This is a genomic window from Streptomyces sp. NBC_00075 (assembly GCF_045041225.1).
Taxonomy (GTDB): domain Bacteria; phylum Actinomycetota; class Actinomycetes; order Streptomycetales; family Streptomycetaceae; genus Streptomyces; species Streptomyces adonidis.
This window is the reverse complement of record NZ_CP108243.1, coordinates 8,635,412-8,653,666: the sequence shown is the minus strand read 5'-3', so window position 1 is coordinate 8,653,666 and position 18,255 is coordinate 8,635,412. Positions and strand designations below refer to the sequence as shown.

General features: G+C 69.5%; 14 protein-coding genes. 7 read left to right on the top strand and 7 right to left on the bottom strand.

Annotated elements, in window-relative coordinates; all coding sequences use genetic code 11:
* Positions 1 to 7: 7 nt before the first annotated feature.
* Complete coding sequence (uvrA, locus tag OG787_RS37935) at positions 8 to 3,019, bottom strand: excinuclease ABC subunit UvrA (RefSeq protein ID WP_405538275.1); 3,012 nt, start codon at positions 3,017 to 3,019, stop codon at positions 8 to 10.
* 223 nt (positions 3,020 to 3,242) lie between these two features.
* Between uvrA and OG787_RS37930 the strand changes: the two genes are divergently transcribed.
* From OG787_RS37930 to OG787_RS37910, 5 genes are all read left to right on the top strand, one after another.
* Positions 3,243 to 3,929 carry a maleylpyruvate isomerase family mycothiol-dependent enzyme gene (locus tag OG787_RS37930; RefSeq protein ID WP_369033700.1) on the top strand — a complete coding sequence of 229 codons (687 nt, stop codon included), beginning with the start codon at positions 3,243 to 3,245 and terminating at the stop codon, positions 3,927 to 3,929.
* 29 nt (positions 3,930 to 3,958) lie between these two features.
* Positions 3,959 to 4,615: an MBL fold metallo-hydrolase gene (locus tag OG787_RS37925; protein WP_369033699.1), complete on the top strand. Its 657-nt coding sequence runs from the start codon at positions 3,959 to 3,961 to the stop codon at positions 4,613 to 4,615.
* Positions 4,616 to 4,919: 304 nt separating this feature from the next.
* Entirely contained in the window at positions 4,920 to 5,804 is an 885-nt protein-coding gene (locus OG787_RS37920; RefSeq protein ID WP_369033698.1) for an ABC transporter substrate-binding protein, read from the top strand.
* Complete coding sequence (locus OG787_RS37915) at positions 5,801 to 6,709, top strand: amino acid ABC transporter permease (RefSeq protein ID WP_369033697.1); 909 nt, start codon at positions 5,801 to 5,803, stop codon at positions 6,707 to 6,709. Before OG787_RS37920 ends, OG787_RS37915 begins: the two co-directional genes overlap by 4 nt.
* Positions 6,710 to 6,756: 47 nt before the next feature.
* Positions 6,757 to 7,485, top strand: coding sequence for an amino acid ABC transporter ATP-binding protein (locus OG787_RS37910; RefSeq protein ID WP_405540708.1), 729 nt, complete (start codon positions 6,757 to 6,759; stop codon positions 7,483 to 7,485).
* 19 nt (positions 7,486 to 7,504) lie between these two features.
* On the opposite strand, the gene aroQ is transcribed toward OG787_RS37910, so the two are convergent.
* Positions 7,505 to 7,978, bottom strand: coding sequence for a type II 3-dehydroquinate dehydratase (aroQ, locus tag OG787_RS37905; RefSeq protein ID WP_405538273.1), 474 nt, complete (start codon positions 7,976 to 7,978; stop codon positions 7,505 to 7,507).
* A 102-nt stretch (positions 7,979 to 8,080) separates the two neighbouring features.
* Between aroQ and OG787_RS37900 the strand changes: the two genes are divergently transcribed.
* Complete coding sequence (locus tag OG787_RS37900) at positions 8,081 to 9,127, top strand: S66 peptidase family protein (protein ID WP_369033695.1); 1,047 nt, start codon at positions 8,081 to 8,083, stop codon at positions 9,125 to 9,127.
* Positions 9,128 to 9,186: 59 nt separating this feature from the next.
* Positions 9,187 to 10,491, top strand: coding sequence for an MFS transporter (locus OG787_RS37895; protein ID WP_405538271.1), 1,305 nt, complete (start codon positions 9,187 to 9,189; stop codon positions 10,489 to 10,491).
* A gap of 22 nt (positions 10,492 to 10,513) precedes the next feature.
* Here the strand turns inward: OG787_RS37895 and OG787_RS37890 are convergent, their stop codons facing one another.
* The 5 genes from OG787_RS37890 to uvrB all read right to left on the bottom strand — a co-directional run bounded on the left by OG787_RS37890 (position 10,514) and on the right by uvrB (position 18,229).
* Positions 10,514 to 11,614: a calcium:proton antiporter gene (locus tag OG787_RS37890; protein ID WP_405538270.1), complete on the bottom strand. Its 1,101-nt coding sequence runs from the start codon at positions 11,612 to 11,614 to the stop codon at positions 10,514 to 10,516.
* Between the two features lie 156 nt (positions 11,615 to 11,770).
* Positions 11,771 to 12,772, bottom strand: a complete 1,002-nt coding sequence (locus OG787_RS37885; RefSeq protein WP_369033692.1) for a TerC/Alx family metal homeostasis membrane protein — start codon at positions 12,770 to 12,772, stop codon at positions 11,771 to 11,773.
* Positions 12,773 to 13,056: 284 nt separating this feature from the next.
* Complete coding sequence (locus OG787_RS37880; RefSeq protein WP_369033691.1) at positions 13,057 to 15,231, bottom strand: TerD family protein; 2,175 nt, start codon at positions 15,229 to 15,231, stop codon at positions 13,057 to 13,059.
* Between the two features lie 53 nt (positions 15,232 to 15,284).
* Positions 15,285 to 15,851: a TerD family protein gene (locus tag OG787_RS37875; protein ID WP_369033716.1), complete on the bottom strand. Its 567-nt coding sequence runs from the start codon at positions 15,849 to 15,851 to the stop codon at positions 15,285 to 15,287.
* Positions 15,852 to 16,099: 248 nt separating this feature from the next.
* A complete protein-coding gene (gene uvrB / locus OG787_RS37870) occupies positions 16,100 to 18,229 on the bottom strand; it encodes an excinuclease ABC subunit UvrB (protein ID WP_405538269.1) in 2,130 nt (709 codons plus the stop codon).
* Positions 18,230 to 18,255: the final 26 nt, after the last annotated feature.

The following is an 18,255-nucleotide window of genomic DNA, read 5'->3' as shown; positions in this document are numbered from 1 at the left end:
CGTCAGCTCAGGCCTTGCGGGCCCGAGTTGTCGTCTTCTTCGCCGGAGTCGCCTTCTTCGTCGCCGTGTTGTTGGCGGTCTTCGCCGTCGCCGTCTTCGTCGCCGTCGACTTGGCCGCCACCGCCTTCTTGGCGGCCGTCTTGCGCGGGGCCTTCACCGAGGTGCCGTCGCTGATCCGGTCGGCGCCCAGGATCTCGCGCAGGAACTTGCCGGTGTGGCTGGCGGGGACCCCGGCGATCTCCTCGGGGGTGCCCTCGGCGACCACGAGACCGCCACCCGCGCCGCCCTCGGGGCCCATGTCGACGACCCAGTCGGCGGTCTTGATGACGTCGAGGTTGTGCTCGATGACGATGACCGTGTTGCCCTTGTCCACCAGGCCGGAGAGCACCTTGAGGAGCTTGCTGATGTCCTCGAAGTGGAGACCGGTGGTCGGCTCGTCCAGGACGTACACCGTGCGCCCTGTGGAGCGCTTCTGGAGTTCGCTGGCGAGCTTCACCCGCTGGGCCTCGCCGCCGGACAGGGTCGTCGCGGACTGGCCGAGCCTGACGTAGCCGAGACCGACGTCGTGCAGTGTGTTGAGGTGGCGGGCGATCGCCGGGACCGCCTCGAAGAAGTGCCGGGCTTCCTCGATCGGCATGTTGAGGATGTCGGCGATGGACTTGCCCTTGTAGTGGACCTCCAGGGTCTCCCGGTTGTAGCGGGCGCCGTGGCAGACCTCGCACGGGACGTAGACGTCCGGGAGGAAGTTCATCTCGATCTTGATGGTGCCGTCGCCCGCGCAGTTCTCGCAGCGTCCGCCCTTGACGTTGAAGGAGAAGCGGCCGGGCAGATAGCCCCGCACCTTCGCCTCGACCGTCTCCGCGAACAGCTTGCGGACGTGGTCGAAGACACCGGTGTACGTCGCCGGGTTCGAGCGCGGGGTGCGGCCGATGGGCGACTGGTCGACGTGCACGACCTTGTCGACGAGGTCGTCGCCGTCCACGCGCGTGTGACGGCCCGGCACACTGCGGGCGCCGTTCAGCTCGCGGGCGAGGTGTGTGTACAGGATGTCGTTGACCAGCGTCGACTTGCCGGACCCCGACACCCCGGTGACGGCCGTGAGCACACCCAGCGGGAAGGACACGTCGATGTCCTGGAGGTTGTTCTCGCGGGCGCCGTGCACGGTGAGCCGACGGGACGGGTCCTGCGGGCGCCGGATGTCGGGGAGCGGGATGGCCTTCTTGCCCGAGAGGTACTGCCCGGTCATCGACTCGTCGTTGGCGAGCAGCTCCTTCAGGGAGCCGCTGTGCACGACCTTGCCGCCGTGCTCACCCGCACCGGGGCCGATGTCGACGATCCAGTCGGCGACCTTGATGGTGTCCTCGTCGTGCTCGACGACGATGAGCGTGTTGCCCATGTCGCGCAGCCGGACCAGGGTTTCGATCAGCCGGTGGTTGTCGCGCTGGTGCAGCCCGATGGACGGCTCGTCGAGGACGTACAGCACGCCGACGAGTCCGGAGCCGATCTGGGTCGCGAGGCGGATGCGCTGGGCCTCGCCGCCGGAGAGGGTGCCGGCCGCGCGGTTCAGCGAGAGGTAGTCGAGGCCGACGTCGACCAGGAACTTCAGCCGTTCGTTGACCTCCTTGAGCACCCGCTCGGCGATCTTCTTGTCGCGGGCGTCGAGCTTCAGCTCGGCCAGGAAGTCCGCGCAGTCGCTGATCGACATCGCGGCGACCTCGGCGATGGACCTGTCCATGACCGTGACCGCGAGGACGATCGGCTTGAGGCGGGTGCCCTGGCAGGTGGGGCAGGGCACCTCGCGCATGTAACCCTCGAAGCGCTCCCGGCTGGCATCGCTCTCGGACTCGCTGTGCCGCCGTTTCACGAACGGGACGGCGCCTTCGAAGGGCGTCGTGTACACGCGCTCCCGGCCGTACCGGTTGCGGTAGCGCACCTCGATCTGGGTCTTGTGCCCGTGCAGCAGCGCCTTCCTGGCGCGCTGCGGGAGGCCCGCGAAGGGGATGTCGGTGCGGAATCCCAGGGCGTCCGCGAGGGCGGTGACGAGGCGGCCGAAGTAGTCCTTGGTATGGCCGTGCGACCAGGGGTGGATGGCACCCTCGTCGAGCGACTTGTCCTCGTCCGGGACGATCAGCTCGGGGTCGACCTCCATGCGTGTGCCGATGCCCGTGCACTCGGGGCAGGCGCCGAAGGGCGAGTTGAAGGAGAAGGAGCGCGGCTCCAGCTCCTCGAAGGACAGGTCGTCGTACGGGCAGTACAGGTGCTCCGAGTACATGCGCTCGCGCTCGGGGTCGTCCTCGGGGAGGTCGACGAAGTCGAGCACGACCATGCCGCCGGCGAGGCCGAGGGCGGTCTCCACCGAGTCGGTGAGACGGCGCTTGGCGCCCTCCTTGACCGTGAGGCGGTCGATGACCACCTCGATGGTGTGCTTCTCCTGCTTCTTCAGCGCGGGCGGGTCGGACAGCTGGATCGTCTCGCCGTCCACCCGCGCGCGGGAGTAGCCCTTGGTCTGGAGGTCCGCGAAGAGGTCGACGAACTCGCCCTTGCGCTCCCGCACCAGCGGCGACAGCACCTGGAAGCGGCTTCCCTCCGGCAGGGAGAGGACCTTGTCGACGATGGCCTGCGGCGACTGGCGCGAGATGGGGCGACGGCACTCGGGGCAGTGCGGCTTGCCGATGCGCGCGAAGAGCAGGCGCAGGTAGTCATAGACCTCGGTGATGGTGCCGACCGTCGAGCGCGGGTTGCGCGAGGTCGACTTCTGGTCGATCGAGACGGCCGGCGAGAGGCCCTCGATGAAGTCGACGTCCGGCTTGTCCATCTGGCCGAGGAACTGGCGGGCGTACGACGAGAGCGACTCGACGTAGCGGCGCTGGCCCTCGGCGAAGATCGTGTCGAAGGCCAGGGAGGACTTGCCCGACCCGGACAGGCCCGTGAAGACGATGAGCGAGTCGCGCGGGAGGTCGAGCGAGACATTCTTGAGATTGTGCTCGCGCGCGCCACGGACGATGAGACGGTCGGCCACGCCGGTCCGCACCTTTCTTGAGAGTGGTGACAGGGGCGGGGCCCCCGTGCTTTCTCAGACTAGGGGGAGCCACTGACAACGCCGGTCGGATCCCTGGGTTGGTAACAATCCCCGGCCATCCAGCATGCCCGACGCCGCACCCGACCATATAGCACGCACATTCGATTTACGGGTCCTGGCCACTACCTTCACCCGAACGTGTGGCGGGGCTATCGTCGGCCCCATGGCTGATCATGTGCGCGACCTGGCATCTGTACGTGACGCGACGGAACGACTGCTCACCGCAGCCGCGAAATTGAACAACGATTCGGTGGCCGAGCCGTCACGACTGCCGGACTGGACCCGCGGCCATGTCCTCGCCCACCTCGCCCGCAACGCGGACGCCCTCGTGAACGTCTTCGAGGGACGTCTCATGTACGTCTCCGGGGAGGCGCGTGACGCCGACATCGAGCGCGACGCCCCGCGCCCCCTCGACGTCCAGCTCTCGGACCTGCGAGAGGCCGCGGCCCGTTTCCAGGAGGCGGGGGCCGCACCCGCGGACTGGACGCGCACGGTGGAACTGCGCAACGGCGTCACCGACTCCGCCTCCAATGTGCCGTTCCGGCGGTGGGCCGAGGTCGAGCTGCACCACGTGGACCTGGGGATCGGGTACGAGCTGGAAGATCTCCCGGCGGAGTTCGTGGAGCGGGAGATCGACTTCCTCGCCGAGCGCTTCGCGGGGCACCCCGAGGTGCCGCCCACGACGATCACGAACGGCACGCGCGCGTGGAGCACGGGCGCCGAAGCGGCCGAGCCCGGCATCACGGTCACCGGCCCGGCACCGGAGCTGCTGGGGTGGCTCGCCGGCCGTCGGGACGGCGCGGGACTCGACGTCTCGGGCGGAGCCCTGCCCGCACTGCCCCCGCTCTAGTGTCAGCGGCGTCGCATAGGCTGAACTCCATGACGTACAGCGGAGCGGTGAAGGTCGGCGGCCCCGCCGATGTGCACGAGTTGCAGGACCTGATGATCACCAAGGTCGCGGTCGGCCCGATGAACAACAACGCCTATCTGCTGCGCTGCCGGGCCACGGACGAGCAGTTGCTGATCGACGCGGCGAACGACGCCCATACGTTGATCACACTGATCGGCGACGACGGCATCGCGTCGCTCGTCACGACGCACCAGCACGGCGACCACTGGCAGGCGCTCGCGGAGGTAGTGGCGGCCACCGGTGCCCGTACGTACGCGGGCCGGGACGACGCCGAGGGCATCCCCGTACCGACCGACGTACCGGTCGACGACGGGGACACGATCCGCGTGGGGCGCGTGGAACTCACCGCGCGCCACCTGGTCGGACACACGCCGGGCTCGATCGCGCTCGTCTACGACGACCCGCACGGGCATCCGCACGTCTTCACCGGGGACTGCCTCTTCCCCGGCGGCGTCGGCAATACGCGCAAGGACCCCGAGGCCTTCGCCAGCCTGATCCACGACGTGGAGACGAAGATCTTCGAGCCTCTCCCGGACGAGAGCTGGGTCTATCCGGGGCACGGCAACGACACGACCCTGGGTGCGGAGCGACCCCATCTGCCGGAGTGGCACGCGCGGGGCTGGTGAGCGGGCCGAACCCCGTTCCGGGGGCGCGCAGTTGATGAACGCGCGCCCCGTGTGAAACGAACACACACGCTGACATCGCGCACGCGCTCCCGGCGTGCGCGCGGGCGCAGTCCACTGGAGACAGCCCCGCACAGGATGACGGCTCCTGGGCGGCACGGGCCGCCGACCTGTCGATCCCCGCCCTCGGTCGGCGGCCCCGGCGTTCACAGGAGACGTTCACAAGAACGCAACACACGTTCCCACTATGCGGACAATTCCGCCTGTGACCTGGACAAATGGCACGCCTCGCTGCCACTCTCCCGCCATGCACTCTGCCCCTCACCTGCTGCGCCGCGCAGTCTCCGCCGCCACTGTCGCCCTGCTCGCCACCGCTGTCGGCTGTGCCCCGCAGCCGGAGGAGAAGAGCAGCGCCGCGTCCACCGAGTCGGCCGGGACCACCTGCGCCAAGGGCAAGTTGGCCACCGAGACCTCGGGCAAGCTGACGATCGCCACCGACGAGCCCGCGTACGAGCCGTGGTTCAAGGACGACAAGCCCGCCAACGGTGAGGGCTTCGAGTCGGCGGTCGCGTACGCCGTGGCGAAGCAGCTCGGCTACGACAAGGCGAACGTGGTCTGGCAGAGCGTGCCCTTCAACAAGGCGTTCGCGCCCGGGGAGAAGACCTTCGACTTCGACATCAACCAGGTCTCGATCAGCGCCGAGCGCAAGAAGGCCGTGGACTTCTCGTCCGGCTACTACGACGTGCGCCAGGCCGTCGTCGCGCTGAAGAACTCCAAGGCCGCGAAGGCGACGAGCATCGCGGACCTCAAGGGCCTCAAGCTGGGCGCCCAGGTCGGCACCACGAGCCTCAACTACCTCGAAGACGTGGTGAAGCCGACCCAGGAGCCGGCCGCGTACGCCAAGAACGACCAGGCCAAGGCCGCGCTGCAGAACGGCCAGGTCGACGCCATCGTCCTCGATCTGCCGACCGCCTTCTACGTCACGGCCGCCGAGGTGACCGACGCGAAGATCGTCGGGCAGTTCGAGAACCAGGGCGGTACGCCGGAGCAGTTCGGGCTCGTGCTCGACAAGGGCAGCGCGCTCACCTCGTGCGTGACGTCCGCGGTGGACGCCCTGCGCAAGGACGGCACGCTCGCCTCGATCGAGAAGCAGTGGCTGTCGGACGCCGTCGACGCACCGGTGCTCAAGTGACCGCAGTGAAGGAGGAGTCCGGGCAGGAGGACCCGGGCGACATGCCGGACCGGGGCGACGGTTACGTCCCCTCGCAGCGGCGGATCGACCGTGAGCGGTTCAAGCGCACCCGCGCTCGCCGCGCCACGTCGATCGCCGCGGTGTCCACCCTGGTCACCGGGGTCGTCCTCTACCTGATAGTCGTCAACGCGCCGGGCTGGCCGCGCACCAAGGAGACGTTCTTCAACGCGCAGTACGCGCGCGAGGCGTTCCCCAAGGTCCTCGAAGGGCTGTGGCTCAACGTACGGCTGCTGCTGATCTGCGGCGTCGCGGTGCTCGTCCTGGGCATGCTGATCGCGATCGCCCGTACGCTGCGCGGCCCGGTGTTCTTCCCGGTGCGCGCGCTGGCCGCCGCGTACACGGACTTCTTCCGCGGCCTCCCGCTGATCATCAACCTGATGATCGTCGTCCTGGGTGTCCCGGCGCTGCGGCTCCAGGGCATCACCGTGGATCCGGTCCTCCTCGGCGGTACGGCGCTGACGCTGACGTACTCGGCGTACGTCGCCGAGGTGTTCCGGGCCGGCATCGAGTCCGTGCACCCCTCGCAGCGGGCGGCGGCGCGTTCGCTCGGGCTGACCAACCGGCAGGCGCTGCGGCACGTCGTGCTGCCCCAGGCGGTACGGCGCCAGGTGCCGCCGCTGCTGAACGACCTGGTGTCGCTACAGAAGGACACCGGGCTCGTCTCGATCGGCGGCGCGGTCGACGCCGTGCGCGCGGCCGACATCATCGTGGGCCGCAGCCTCAACTACACGCCGTACATCGTCGCGGGACTGGTCTTCGTCGCGCTGACCATCCCGATGACCCGCTTCACGGACTGGGTGACGGCCCGGATGGACCGGCAGCGGGCGCAGGGAGGAACACTGTGAGCGACATCCCCAGCGGCATCCCCGAAAGCTCCTCCCCCGTGCTGCGTATGGAGTCCGTGCGCAAGACGTTCGGCGAGACGGTCGTCCTGCGGGACGTCGATCTGGAGGTCGCCTCCCACACGGTGACCGCCCTGATCGGCGCGTCCGGTTCCGGCAAGTCCACGCTGCTGCGGTGCGCGAACCTGCTGGAGGAGATCGACGACGGCGCGATCTGGCTGGACGGCGAGGAGATCACCGATCCGCGGACCGACCAGGACGCCGTGCGCCGCCGGATCGGCGTGGTCTTCCAGGCGTACAACCTCTTTCCGCACATGACCGTCCTGGAGAACATCACCCTCGCCCCGCGCCGGGTGCACGGCGTGGACCGCGCGGAGGCCGAGCAGCACGCGCGTGAGCTGCTGGAGCGGCTCGGGCTGGGCGCGAAGGCCGGCGAGTATCCGGACCGGCTGAGCGGCGGGCAGCAGCAGCGGGCCGCGATCGTCCGCGCCCTGGCCGTACGCCCCCGGCTGCTGCTCCTCGACGAGATCACCGCGGCCCTCGACCCGGAACTCGTGGGCGAGGTTCTCAGCGTCGTCCGGGACCTCAAGGGCGAGGGCATGACGATGGTCCTGGCCACCCACGAGATGGGCTTCGCCCGCGATGTCGCGGACCAGGTGTGCTTCCTGGAGGGCGGCGTCGTCCTGGAACGCGGCACAGCGGACCAGGTGTTCGGCGATCCGCAGCAGGAGCGTACGCAGCAGTTCCTGCGACGGATCGTGGAGGCGGGGCGGCTGTAGGGGCGGTCGCGTCCGCGCGTCACGCCTCCACGGTCGCCGCTTCCACCAACGCGGCGACCCGCTCCACCCCGAACACGTACCCCTGCACACCACACCCCGCGATGACACCGTCGGCGCGCAGGGAGACGTACGAGTGGTGCCGGAACGTCTCGCGCTGGTGGATGTTGGAGATGTGGACCTCCAGCACCGGCAGGCCGTCGCAGGTGTTGAGCGCGTCCAGGATCGCGACGGACGTGTGGGAGTAGGCGCCGGGGTTGATGACGATGCCGGCGTGGTTGAGGCGTGCCTCCTGGATCCAGTCGACCAACTCGCCCTCGTGGTTGGACTGACGGAAGTCCACCGTGCCGCCGTGCCCGGCCGCCGCCTTGGCGCACAGGGCCTCGACGTCGGCGAGCGTGCCGGAGCCGTAGATGTCCGGCTGGCGCTGGCCCAGGAGGTTCAGGTTGGGCCCGTTGAGGATCATGATCGGGGCGTCGGCGAGGGTGCGGGGCATTGTTCCTCCGGTCCGTTCAGGGGTGGCGGCCCGTCGAGGACCGCTGCTCAGCCCCGGTTTATCACGGTGCACTGACAGTGCGGTGGCCCGTACGCTCCCGGCATGACGACCCCCGCGTATCCGCCCAAGCCCTCCCCCGGCGACCGCATCGCCGTCATCTCGCCGGGCGCCGGACTGCCCGGGCTCTTCCCGCACCCCCATGAACTTGGGCTGGAGCGGCTGCGCAAGGAGTTCGACCTCGAACCGGTCGAGTATCCGACGACCCGGAAGATGGGTGCGACGCCCCAGGAGCGGGCCGACGACATCCACGCGGCGTTCGCCGATCCGGACGTCAAAGCGGTCATCGCGTCGATCGGCGGCGACGACCAGATCACCGTGCTGCCCTTCCTGGACCGGGAGTTGATCCGGGCGAACCCGAAGCCGTTCTTCGGGATGAGCGACAACACCTGCCTGCTGGCGTACCTGTACAACACCGGGATCGTCGGCTACCACGGCGCGACCGTGATGACGGCGCTCGGCCGTCCCGTGGCCATGGACCCGCTGACCGCCGAGTCCCTGCGGGCCGCCCTGTTCACCTCGGGCGCCTACGAACTGCGGCCCGCCGAGCGCTGGAACGACGTCAACCGAGACTGGGCCGACCCCACGACGTTCGACAGCGAGCCGGAGACCCGGCCCGGCACCGGCTGGACCTGGCAGAACGCCGACCGCGTGGTGGAGGGCCGCAGTTGGGGCGGCTGTCTGGAGATCGTCGCCTGGCTGCTGATGGCCGACCGCGAGATCTCCCACGATCTGACGGAGTACGACGGCGGAGTGCTGTTCCTGGAGACCTCCGAGGAGTTGCCGAGCGGGGAGGAGGTCTTCCGCACCCTGCGCAACATGGGCGAGCGCGGACTGCTCCAGCGCTTCTCCGCGCTGCTGATGGCCCGCGCGAAGACCTGGTCCTTCGAGCGCCCCAACAGCCCCGAGGAGGCCGCCCGTTACGCCGCCGAGCAGCGGGAGGCGGTCCGACGCGCCCTGCGCGCCTACGCTCCCGGCATGATGACCGTCTTCGACGTGGACTTCGGGCACACGGATCCGCAGATCGTCATCCCCTTTGGAGGGTCGGTACGGGTGGACGGCCCTGACCGGCGCATCACCGTGACGTACTGATCCCGGTCGGCCCCCGCACGCCCCCGTAACGCGCGGTCACCGTGGGTAGTTGACCCGGCATGCACGATGTACGCACGGTAAAGACCCCCTCCATGGTGCGGCTGGCCACGGCCTCGCTCGCGGGGACGGCCATCGAGTTCTACGACTTCTTCGTCTACGGCACCGCGGCGGCGCTGGTCCTGGGGCCCCTGTTCTTCCCGACGTTCTCGCCGCTGGCCGGGACACTGGCCGCCTTCGGGACGTTCGGGGTGGGCTTCGTCGCCCGGCCGCTGGGATCGGTGCTGTTCGGGCACATCGGGGACCGGCGCGGGCGGCGCCCGGTCCTCGTCGCCTCACTGCTGCTGACCGGTGCGTCGACGGTCGCGGTCGGCTGCGTACCGACGTACGAGTCGATCGGCATGGCCGCTCCCGTGCTCCTCCTGGTGCTGCGTTTTCTCCAGGGGCTGGGGCTCGGCGGGGAGTGGGGCGGGGCGGTCCTGCTGACCGCGGAGCACGCGCCCGCCGAACGGCGCGCCCTGTGGGCGAGCTTCCCGCAGATCGGCCCCGCGGTGGGCTTCCTGCTCGCCAACGGCGTGATGCTGGCCCTGTCGGCGTCCCTCACGGAGGCGCAGTTCGCCTCGTGGGGGTGGCGGGTGCCGTTCTGGGCGGCCGGGGTGCTCGCGGTGGCGGGGCTGTGGCTGCGTTCGTCGCTCGCGGAGAGTCCGAGTTTCCTGGAGATCGACGACCACGCGCGCGTGCCGCTCGCCGAGGTGGTGCGCGACCATTGGCGGCTGGTCCTGCTGACGGCGGGCGCGCTCGCGGTCGGCTACGCGGTGTTCTACGCGGTGACGACCTGGTCCCTCGCCTACGGGACGGAACGGCTCGGCGTCAGCCGCACCGTCATGCTGGCCTGCATCATGGCCGCGGTGGTGATCAAGGGCGCTCTGACGCCGGTGGCGGCTCTCCTGGGGGACCGTTACGGCCGCCGCCCGCTGTGCCTCACGGGCTGTGCCGTCGCCGCTCTGTGGATGTGCCCGATGGTCGCGCTGCTGTCGACCGGTGAGCCACTGCTGATGTTCTTCGGCTTCCTGGTGGCGATGATCGCGTTCGTCACGATGTTCGCGGTGATCGCCGCGTATCTCCCGGAGCTGTACGAGCCACGCGTACGGTGCACGGGCGCCGCAGTCGGCTACAACCTCGGCGGGGTTCTGGGCGGCGCGCTCACGCCGATCGTGGCGACGGCGCTCGCCGAGGACGTCGGACGGGTCCCGTGGGGCGTGGGGGTGTATCTGACCGGGATCGCGCTGTTCAGCCTGGGGTGCTTCGCACTGCTGCCGGAGACCCGGCCGGTGCCCCGCGTCGCCGCCGTACCGGCCACGGAGTGAACGGAGTGGCCTGTGGCGGTGGTCAGGGGTTGATCGCCAGCTCCAGGTAGGCCGCGAACAGCACCAGATGTACGCCTCCCTGGAGCGGCGTGGCCCGCCCGGGCACCACCGTCAGCGAACCCACCACCACGGTCAGGGCGAGCAGCACCATGTGCGTGGCGCCCAGGCCGAGGACCAGCGGCCCGGAGAGCCAGACGGACGCCAGGGCCACGGCCGGGATGGTCAGGCCGATGCTGGCCATCGCGGACCCGAGGGCGAGGTTCAGGCTGGTCTGCACCCGGTCGCGGCGCGCGGAACGCAGGGCGGCGATCGTCTCGGGAAGCAGCACGAGCAGGGCGATGATCACACCGACGACGGCATGCGGCAGGTCCGCCGCCTCCACACCGGACTCGATGGTGGGCGACACTCCCTTCGCGAGGCCGACCACACCGATCAACGCCAGGCCCAGCAGTCCCAGGCTGACCTTGGCGTCGCGGGCGGTCGGCAACTGCGCGTGGCCGTCCGCGGTGATGACCTCGCCCTGCCGGGTGATCGGCAGGAAGTAGTCGCGGTGCCGCACGGTCTGGGTCGCCACGAACAGGCCGTACAGGGTCAGTGAGGCGAGCGCGGCGAAGGTGAGCTGGGCGGTGGAGAACTCGGGGCCCGGCTTGCTGGTGGTGAACGTCGGCAGCACCAGGCTGAGCGTGGCCAGCGTCGCGACCGTCGCGAGGGCGGCGCCGGTGCCCTCCGGGTTGAAGACCGCGGTCCCGTGGCGGAGCGAGGCCGTGAGCAGGCTCAGTCCGACGATGCCGTTGCAGGTGATCATCACAGCCGCGAAGACGGTGTCCCTGGCCAGGGTGGAGCTCTTGTCCCCACCGTCGGCCATCAGCGTGACGATCAGGGCGACCTCGATGATCGTGACGGCGACGGCCAGCACGAGCGAGCCGAAAGGCTCACCGACGCGGTGCGCGATCACCTCGGCGTGATGCACGGCGGCCAGCACCGCTCCCGCGAGGACCAGCGTCACCAGCCCGACGACGACACCGGGAAGGCCGCGTCCCCACGTGAACACCAGCAGGACGACCGCGGCCACCGGCACGACGGCCGTCCACCGCGTCACGAGCGACCGCAGCCGGACGATCATTCAGCGATCGTCGCAGAGGGACCCGGGCCCCGCATGCGCACGCCGGCCCCGCGCCCGCCCCTCAGACCGGGCTCCACACCGACGAGGCATCGGGAGCGCTGCTCGGCCATTCGCCGCGCACCGCTCCCGATGTGGTTGCTCCTGCGTCCGACGCGGTCAGGCGCCGATGCTGTCCTTCGGAGCGCCTTCGCTCTCCTCCTGCGCCGCCTCGGCCGCCGCCTGCTTCTTGGAGGCGATCAGGCTGGTGATCGTGGTGACGATCAGGACCGCGCAGATCACACCGAGGGAGACCGGTATGGAGATCTCCGGGACATGGACGCCGGACTCGTGCAGCGCGTGCAGCACCAGCTTCACCCCGATGAAGCCGAGGATGACCGACAGGCCGTACGAGAGGTGGACCAGCTTCTTCAGCAGACCGCCGATGAGGAAGTACAGCTGACGCAGACCCATCAGCGCGAACGCGTTGGCGGTGAAGACGATGTACGGGTCCTGGGTCAGGCCGAAGATCGCCGGGATCGAGTCGAGGGCGAACAGAACGTCCGTGGTACCGATCGCGAGCATCACGACCAGCATCGGCGTCATGACGCGCTTGCCGTTCTGCTCGATCCACAGCTTGGTGCCGTGGTAGCGGTCGGCCACGCCGAACCGCTTCTCGGCAGCCTTGAGCAGCCTGTTCTCCTCGAACTCCTCGTCCTCGTCGTCCGTACGGGCCTCCTGGATCAGCTTCCAGGCGGTCCAGATGAGGAAGGCACCGAAGATGTAGAACACCCACGCGAAGCTCGCGAGGATCGCGGCGCCGGCGGCGATGAATATCGCGCGCAGGACGAGCGCTATGAGGACACCGACGAGGAGCACTCGCTGCTGGTACTGCGAGGGCACCGCGAACTTCGCCATGATCAGGACGAAGACGAAGAGGTTGTCGACACTCAGCGACTTCTCGGTGATGAAGCCCGCGAAGAACTCGCCACCGGCCTCACCGCCGCCGAACACGAGCAGCCCGAGGCCGAAGAACCCGGCCAGGGCGATCCAGACGACCGTCCAGATCCCGGCTTCCTTGATCGATACGTCGTGGGGCTTGCGCCCGATGAAGAAGTCCACCGCGATCAGAGCGGCGAGACCCACGATGGTCAGGACCCAAAGGGTCGGGGAAACATCCACTGCGCCTCCGGCAGTACGTAACGGCAAATTTCAGCGTCGTCGCTACCGGAGGTCTCTTCCACCCGCGACAACCCGGCTCCTTCACGCGCCCGGTGCCTGCGGGCCGACGCCCCGGGATCTGGATTGATCCGTATTGACGGGTACGCCGCAGCAGGTAGGGAGTACTCCCCTCCGTGTGGAAAACAGTACCCCAATCACCAAGGAAAGGTAAAGAGATTGGTAAAAGAAAACCAAAATGCGCAGGTCAGGAGGCTTTACCGATGCTTGGTGAAGCGCTGCGGGTGTCAGCGGTTCCATGAGCGGCGGGCCGCCGCGACCTGACTGAGCACCTGCTGGAGCACCTGGCTGCCCTGCGGCACGACCGACGGCTCGTACGTCCACGCGTGCCCGACCCAGGGGTCGGCGAGGTGGTCGTCGGGCACCGGAGTGAGTCGCAGAAGCGAACGCCAGAGGGGGTCGAGCAACGGCCCGTAGGCGGCTGCGTCCTCACGGTCGGCGACCATCATCAGGTGGACACCGACGGCCGGGCCCTCGTCCGCGAGATAGCGCAGCTGCGTCACGGCCCGGTCGTCGAAACCGTGCGGGAAGTCGTTGACGATCAACAGCTGCTGAGCGGTGTCGAGATCGGGCGGCAGCGAGTCGGCCGCGCCGGCGCGCACCGCCATCTGCACCAGGTCGACGCGCTGGGTCAGCCGGCCCAGGACGTCCGTGACACCCGCGGCCCCGGCTGCGGGCGGACCCGCGAGCACGCCGGTCCCCACGAGCGGTGCCAGAGCCTGGGCGCCCGCGCCTGCCGGGTCGATGACGTGCACGGCGAATTCGCCCGCCGGATGGACGGCCAGCAGCCGGGCCGCATGTGTCACCGCCGTGTCCATGGCGAGCCGGCGCAGTTCGTCGGAGTCGACGAGCGAGCCGTCGGGCGACTCACCGCTGTCGATCCACAGACCGCGCTCCAGGGGCAGCCGGACGAGCATCGGGATGCTCAGGTCGACGCTCTCGGGCAGCCGCAGGTCGCCCAGCCGCAGCGCCATGGGCATCTCCATCGGCACGCGGTAGCCACGCCAGACAGGGCTGTCCCAGCGTGCGTACGCCAGGGGCAGCGCGGGCTCGACGACCTCGGCCTCGGCGGTGAGCTGGGCGAGGTCGCGGTCGAGGGCGGCGCGGGCCTGGTCGACGAGTTTGGCGTGCTTGGCGCGGGCCGCTTCCCGGGCGCCGTCGCCCGGGCCGCCGAGCCGGTTGCGCGGATCGGCCAGTGCCCGGTCGATCTCCTGTTCCAGGCGTGAGTCGGCGAAGTCGACGGCACTGCGGTACGCGGCGGCGGTGCGCGCCAGGTCCTCGAACATGCCCCAGACCTGGTTGTAGAGCCGCTCGTCCATGGACCACCCGGTCGCGTCACCCGCGACGGGCCGCGACGGCTGTCCGGGCTGGACCGGGGGTGGTGCGGTCGGCGGCGCCGGTGGCGGAGCTGCCGTACGGCGGCCGGGATGGCTGTAGTTGACCGGCCCAGCGGCCTGTGCGGCTTCCCCGGCGTGGCCCGCCTGGGGCGAGGCGTCCGGTTGACCGGCCTGCGCCGGGGTGTTCTGTGGGTCCTGAGCCGCGTACGGCGACGAAGGCTGTGCGGGAGCAGGGCCGCCCCGGCCGTTCTGGACCGGGGACCCGGCCCGCTCCGGTGCGCCGGGGGTGGAGGTGTCCTGCGGCCCATGAGGCTCGTACGGCGATGAAGGCTGGGTGGCAGAAGGGCCACCCTGAACCGTGGCGCCTGTCTGTTCCGGTCCGCCCGCGGTCGGGGTGTCCTGCGGCCCCTGAGCCGCGTACGGCGACGCGGACTGCGCGGGTGCGGGGGATGCCGTCCTGCGGGTGCGGTCGCTGTCCGGCGTACGGGGTGGCGGGGGTGCCACCGAGCGGGAGTGGGCCTGGGACACCGCCTCGTCGATGGTGTCCGCGAGGCGGCGGGCCTCGGGGAGGCCCTGGTCGGTGAGGAGTTCGGCGAGGCCGCCGGAGTATCCCTGGCCGATGGCGCGGACCTTCCAGGTGTCCTGTCTGCGGTACAGCTCCAGGGCGACGACAGCCGACTCCGCCTCCAGGCCCGTGATCGTGTAGCTGGCGACCTCGGCGCCGTCGAGCCCGGTGACGGCGACGAAGGGGGCGGCCACGGCGCCGAAGCGGGCCGGGCCGCCCACGCCGGACGGCAGGGCGAGCAGCACGCTGATCCGGTGCACGGAGTCCGGCATGGCACCCAGGTCCACGGCGAGCCGGTGGTCGGCGGCCGCCTGCTTGGAGACCTCCAGGCCGGGAAGCGTGGGGGCACCGGGGTGGGCCACCCACTCGACGCCGTGGACCTTGCCCTGTTCGTCGCCGATCGTGGCCCCCGCCACGATCGGCGCACCGGCCGAGATCCGCACTTCGAGGCGGACCTGGGAGAGCGGATGGTTCTGCCCCCGGACCAGCTCGGCCGTCATCGCCTTCGTCCCCCCGTGTCGTTCTCTTGCTTCTGTGGGCTGCGCGGGCCCGGTTACAGGTGCGGCAGGATCGCCGGCATCAGGTCCTGGAAGGTACGGCCGTTGGCCGGGGTACCGAGGGCCGTCATCTGCCAGCCCGCGCCCGCGCGGTGCACCTTCGCCATGATCTGGGCCGTGTACTGGCCACCGCCGTCCAGGGTGTAGCGGGCGAGTTCGTCGCCGTTGGTCTCGTCGACCAGTCGGCAGAACGCGTTCTGCACCTCCTGGAAGGTCTGGCCCGTGAAGGAGTTCACGGTGAAGACGATCTGGTCGATGTGGACCGGCACTCGCGGCAGGTCGACGAGGATCGCCTCGTCGTCACCGCCCTGGCCGACACCGCCGACGAGGTTGTCGCCGGTGTGCCGCACCGAGCCGTCGTCGCTCACGAGGTGGCGGAAGAACACGACGTCGACGGGTTGCTTGTCGGCGAAGAGCACGGCGGAGGCGTCGAGGTCGATCTCCCGTGTGCGCGAGCCGAACAGGCCGCGCCGGGGAGCCGCCTGCCAGCCGAGGCCCATCCGCACCGCGGTCAGGGTGCCCCCGTCGCTCTTCTGCAGGTTGATGGCCTGACCCTTGGTCAGATTGACGCTGCCACTGGGCGTTCCGCCCTTGGATACGTCCACCACGCGCTGTTCCCCTCTCGAACCGATCCCCTGTTGCCGCGGGGTCCGCGGATGACCTGAACCCTACGCAGGGGCACTGACAGTGCCGAAGCCTCGGGCGCACTTTGTGTCGGTGTTGCAACACTGCGCGTACGACGCAGCTCATCGACGTCGGCCGGGGTGCCGACCGCTGCGGCGGCCGGCACCCCGTGTGCCCTGTGCGGCGGTCAGGCCAGGCCCGCCTCCTTCATCTGCCGCAGCTCCTTCTTCATCTCCGACACCTCGTCGCGCAGCCGGGCGGCGATCTCGAACTGGAGGTCGGCCGCGGCGGCACGCATGCGTGCCGTCATCTCCTCGATCTGGCCGGCGAGTTCGGCCGCGGGACGGTCGGTCGGCACCGTCTGCGCAGCCTTGCCCTTGCCGGCCTTGGCCGCCTTGCCGCCGAGCGCGGGCACCGGGGCCTTGGCGCCCTTGCCGTCCTTCGACTTGCGATAGCCCGAGCCGAGGAGTTGTTCCGTGTCGACGTCCTCGCGGGCGATCTGCGCGACGATGTCGTTGATCTTCTTGCGGAGCGGCTGCGGGTCGATGCCCCGCTCCTTGTTGTACGCGACCTGCTTCTCCCGGCGGCGGTTGGTCTCCTCGATGGCCTTCTCCATCGCCGGGGTGATCTTGTCCGCGTACATATGGACCTGGCCGGACACATTGCGCGCCGCGCGGCCGATGGTCTGGATCAGGGAGGTGCCGGAGCGCAGGAAGCCCTCCTTGTCGGCGTCGAGGATCGACACCAGGGACACCTCGGGGAGGTCGAGGCCCTCCCGGAGAAGGTTGATGCCGACCAGGACGTCGAACTCACCGGAGCGCAGTTCGCGCAGCAGCTCGACCCGGCGCAGGGTGTCGACGTCGCTGTGCAGATAGCGGACCTGGATGCCGAGTTCCAGGAAGTAGTCGGTGAGGTCCTCGGCCATCTTCTTGGTGAGCGTGGTGACCAGGACGCGCTCGTCCTTCTCGGTGCGCGTGCGGATCTCGTGCACCAGGTCGTCGATCTGACCCTCGGTGGGCTTGACGACGACCTCGGGGTCGATGAGGCCGGTGGGGCGGATGATCTGCTCGACGTAGCCGTCGCCCCGGGACAGCTCGTACTTCCCGGGGGTCGCCGACAGGTACACGGTCTGGCCGATGCGCTGCTGGAACTCCTCCCATTTCAGGGGGCGGTTGTCCAGTGCGGAGGGCAGCCGGAAGCCGTGGTCGACGAGGGTGCGCTTGCGGGACGCGTCGCCCTCGTACATGGCGCCGATCTGCGGGACCGTGTTGTGCGACTCGTCGATGACGAGCAGGAAGTCGTCCGGGAAGTAGTCGATCAGGGTGTTCGGCGGGGAGCCGGGGAGGCGGCCGTCGAAGTGCATCGAGTAGTTCTCGACCCCGGAGCAGGAGCCGATCTGGCGGAGCATCTCGAGGTCGTACGTCGTCCGCATCCTCAGGCGCTGGGCCTCCAGGAGCTTGCTCTGTTTCTCCAGTTCGGCGAGGCGTTCGCCGAGTTCCTTCTCGATGTCGTTGACGGCCCGCGCCATGCGCTCCGGTCCCGCCACGTAGTGGGTGGCCGGGAAGACGTACATGTGCTCGTCTTCGCTGATGATCTCGCCGGTGAGCGGGTGGAGGGTGGAGAGGGCCTCGATCTCGTCGCCGAACATCTCGATACGGACGGCCAGTTCCTCGTAGACCGGGAAGATCTCGATGGTGTCGCCGCGCACGCGGAACGTGCCCCGGGTGAAGGCCAGGTCGTTGCGGGTGTACTGGATGTCGACGAAGCGGCGCAGCAGCTGGTCCCGGTCGATCTCCTCGCCGACCTTGAGGGGGACCATCCGGTCCACGTACTCCTGCGGGGTACCGAGGCCGTAGATGCAGGACACGGAGGCGACCACGATGACGTCCCGCCGGGTGAGCAGCGAGTTGGTCGCGGAGTGGCGCAGGCGTTCGACCTCCTCGTTGATCGAGGAGTCCTTCTCGATGTAGGTGTCCGACTGCGGGACGTACGCCTCGGGCTGGTAGTAGTCGTAGTACGAGACGAAGTACTCGACGGCGTTGTTCGGGAGGAGTTCCCGGAACTCGTTCGCCAGCTGGGCGGCCAGGGTCTTGTTCGGCGCCATGACGAGCGTGGGGCGCTGGAGCTTCTCGATCATCCACGCGGTGGTGGCGGACTTGCCGGTGCCGGTCGCGCCGAGGAGCACGACGTCCTTCTCACCTGCTTCGATGCGCCGAGTCAGCTCGGCGATGGCCGCCGGCTGGTCGCCGCTCGGCTGATAGGGGCTGACGACCTCGAAGGGCGCCACCGTGCGTTCGATCCTGGAAACTGGCCGCATGGCATCCACCGTACGACCACCCACTG